We start from the raw sequence: 3,317 nt of genomic DNA on the forward strand, positions 1-3,317 counted from the left end.
CGCGTGAGCGCATTTTTGTAATTGGCGAGGAGTCTCCATATCCGACCTTGCGAGTATAAGGACTGTGTTGGGACTTTATCGCCGGCTCGATCGCCTTTGAGGGTGACCGCTAGCGCATGAGGTCTTCCCGTCCCAATTGGGCGATCCTGAACAAGAGTCGCGCCTCCCTCGTCAAGGCGCATCCACGCGCGGTTGTTTCTCAAAAGAGGCGTGTTTTGCGCTCAATCACCATAGCGTTCCGACTGGGCGAGGCAGGAGCGCAAAGCGCCCTTCCCACAACGTGCCAGTAGGGATTGCCGAGGCCTACTGTAGGAAATCGGGGACAGACCACTATTTCGGCACGTTTTGGGACGGCCTCGATGATGGGTGAGGCTCTCTGCTGATAAGGCGATGGCCGTTTTTGTTTTTTGTACTCGGCCGTGCTTCTTCCCTTTTTTGCCGAATTCTGGCACTTTGGCTTGGCCACCCCGTTCTACCTTTGACGGAGGACATGATGACTACATGTCAAACTCGGAACCTGACCATTTCGCTGTTAGTCGCACTATTGCCAATGAACGTCGCGCTCGCGGGAGGCAGGGGGGGCGGTCCGCAAGGCGCGGTCAGCTCATCATTGAGCGGGGCCAGCGGCTACGGCGCAGCGGTAGGCGGTGGAGCGCCAGCCGGAGCGGTTGGCGGGGGCCCGCCGGCGGGCCTCATCGGAGGCGGGGTTGCCCCGACAAATACGAACCCCACGTCCGGCTCTGGTGCGGCCGCCGGGGGTCCGGCAGCAGGCGGCGTGCCCGGTGCTTACACAGGAGTTCCTGCAGCTCCTAATACACCTGCCGGTGGCCTGCCTCCCAGTCTACTCAGTAACACCAGCAACTCCGGCAGCGCCGAACCAGGGCGGCAGCAGGGTGCTGTGGCTCCGAAATCGGTTGAGGGAGTCGCGGCTACTCAGGACGCCGTCTCTACCCAAATCGTCGCGCCGCGTCCCTGTGGAGTTGCTGCGCATGAGACGGACGGATTCACAACGTGCATTGGAATATTACCAAGCGGCCACGAGCGGTCCGGTCGCGCACGGGGCCACACCGGAGACATGCGGCGCCACCCTCACATATCCCGCAGTTGAATTTGCCTTCGGCCCCTCAGTTGTCGGTCGGCATAGGCCCGACATAAAGCAAGAAGAAATTCGAGGCCGGGATATGAATAAGGTTTCGCCGTTCCTTGCCTCGCGGCAAGCGGCCGCAAGCGGGAAGGGATTCAGGTAGGGCGATATCAACCACGCCCCGCCTGGGGCCTCACGGCGCGGGCCGCCTCCGCGCTGTGAAGCGTCGATCAATGCGCGGGCGAAGCGAGCTTTCCGATCAGTTCAGCCATCACGGCCTCCGCGCGGTCGTTGTCGACCTGACAGGTTCCCGCCGCCGCGTGTCCTCCTCCGCCATAGCTGAGGCAGATCGCGCCGACGTCGATCGGCGAGCTGCGGTCGATGATCGACTTGCCGATCGCGAACACGGTGTTCTGCTGCTTGACGCCCCATAGCACGTGTGTCGAGACGCGGCACTGCGGAAATAGCGCGTAGATCATGAAGCGGTTGCCGGCAAAGATGGTTGGTTCGTTGCGCAGATCGAGCACGACGAGGTCGCGGTGGACTTTCGAGCAGCGCAGCAGTTGCTCGCGAAACTGCGTCTCGTGCTGGCGATAGAGTTCAACGCGCTCCTCGATGTCGGGCAAGGTGAGAATCTGCTCGACCGAATGATCGCGGCAGTACTCGATCAACTTCATCATCAGCTCGTAGTTGGAAATGCGAAATTGACGAAAGCGGCCGAGCCCGGTGCGGGAATCCATCAGGAAGTTCAGCAGCGCCCAGCCCTCCGGGCGCAGAATCTCGTCGGGGGCGAAACTGGCCGAATCCGCCTTGTCGACCGCGGCCATCATGTCCTCACCGACCCTCGGGAAATGGGTCGGTCCGCCGAAATAGCGGTAGACGACCCGGGCGGCCGAAAGGGCGCCGGGGTCGATAATGTGGTTGGCCGGTGGTCGGCCGCCACCTCGCTCCATCTCGCTCGAGTGGTGGTCGAACGCCAAATGGCATCCCGGAACATACGGAAGATTGGTCGTGATGTCGCGGGCCGATATGGCGATCTTGCCGTCCTGCATGTCCTTCGGATGCACGAAGGCGATTTCGTCGATCAGGCCCGCTTCCTTCAGCAGCACGCCGCATACCAAGCCGTCGAAATCGCTGCGGGTCACCAATCGGAATTTCGTGTCGGTCACAGGGCTTTCTCCTCCCCCAACTCGTGGAGAATGTCGTTATGGGCGGAAATCCTGAAGAACAGGTTAGCGTCCGAAGCGGGTGGAAACAGTGGGATAGACCAGGGATAGACCACCGTTTCCGGACTTTTGGACGGCCCCGCTGGCCTCAGCGTCGGCGGCTTTTGCGTCGACGGCTGCCAATGCGCCCGGGCCGGGCTTGCAGACCGTTCGGCCCAACGCTGGCGCGCTCGGGGTGCTTGCGCGGTGGCCGCCCGGCTTGGGCCGACGTCACGCGGCGTCCGAGCTGGGCTGCGGTCTGCTCGTGAAAGCGCGCCGCGCCGAGAACGAATCCGCCATTGGCTACCGCCCGGATCTCGTTGACAACGGCCTCGTCCAACGCGTCGCGGAACAGGGCCCGATAGGCTTCGCGGCGCGCGTCCGGGCCGCGGCCGAGCCGCACGTATGGGCCGTGCGGTGCGATCAGATGGCTTGCCTTGCCTTCGGCGTTGATCCCGTAGCTCGACCACCTGAATTGCCGGGGATGGGCTCGCCATGCCGGCGCGGTGCGGATTGCGCTCGATGGTGCGATAGCAAGCCAGCCACGTAGCGTTCCGACGGGGCGAGGCAGGAGCGCAAAGCGCCCTTCCGCCAGCCGCTTACGGCAGGTCCGGTTCACGTGCTGGACATGGCGCTGCCCAGATGCTTCATCAATAGCGCGCAGCCGTCCGCCTTAAGCGGTGTCAGCAGCAGGTGGACGCGACTGGTCATGAGGCAATAGGCGTGGACCCCGCAGCCGAAGTTCGAGGCCATGGCCTGAAGGAGCGCCAGGTAGAGTTCATAGTCGCTATCGGCGAAGCAGCAGGCGCCGCGGTTGTTGCCGCGCCGAATAATGTGGACTGGCACCTCGGCGGCGGTGATCCGGTAACGACGGGGCATGGGCGCCTCCAGCGGCGGGGAGAGGAAACCTAGACCCAATGCGGTTCAATTAAGGATCCGTTAGCGATTTGTTAACCATGTGTCCGTTTTCCTGATTCGTGTTTCGAATCAGGGGGCTGGTTAGATGGCACGTACTGTGGCGACACTTC

General features: G+C 62.7%; 3 protein-coding genes. All 3 read right to left on the minus strand.

The features are described from left to right. Nucleotides 1-1,314 precede the first annotated feature (1,314 nt). The 3 genes from ABSG20_RS32960 to ABSG20_RS32970 all read right to left on the minus strand — a co-directional run bounded on the left by ABSG20_RS32960 (nucleotide 1,315) and on the right by ABSG20_RS32970 (nucleotide 3,168). Complete coding sequence (locus tag ABSG20_RS32960; RefSeq protein WP_423868628.1) at nucleotides 1,315-2,253, minus strand: exopolyphosphatase; 939 nt, start codon at nucleotides 2,251-2,253, stop codon at nucleotides 1,315-1,317. Nucleotides 2,254-2,398: 145 nt separating this feature from the next. Continuing rightward, complete coding sequence (locus ABSG20_RS32965) at nucleotides 2,399-2,908, minus strand: hypothetical protein (RefSeq protein ID WP_423868629.1); 510 nt, start codon at nucleotides 2,906-2,908, stop codon at nucleotides 2,399-2,401. Then, nucleotides 2,905-3,168, minus strand: coding sequence for a transposase (locus tag ABSG20_RS32970; protein WP_423868630.1), 264 nt, complete (start codon nucleotides 3,166-3,168; stop codon nucleotides 2,905-2,907). Before ABSG20_RS32970 ends, ABSG20_RS32965 begins: the two co-directional genes overlap by 4 nt. Between the last annotated feature and the right edge of the window lie 149 nt (nucleotides 3,169-3,317).

It is taken from the genome of Bradyrhizobium sp. (genome assembly GCF_049512235.1).
Taxonomy (GTDB): Bacteria; Pseudomonadota; Alphaproteobacteria; order Rhizobiales; family Xanthobacteraceae; genus Bradyrhizobium.

Bases quoted from the DNA above. Each gene is read 5' to 3' on its own strand.
- ABSG20_RS32970 (WP_423868630.1), bottom strand. From the start codon at position 3,168: ATGCCCCGTCGTTACCGGATCACCGCCGCCGAGGTGCCAGTCCACATT.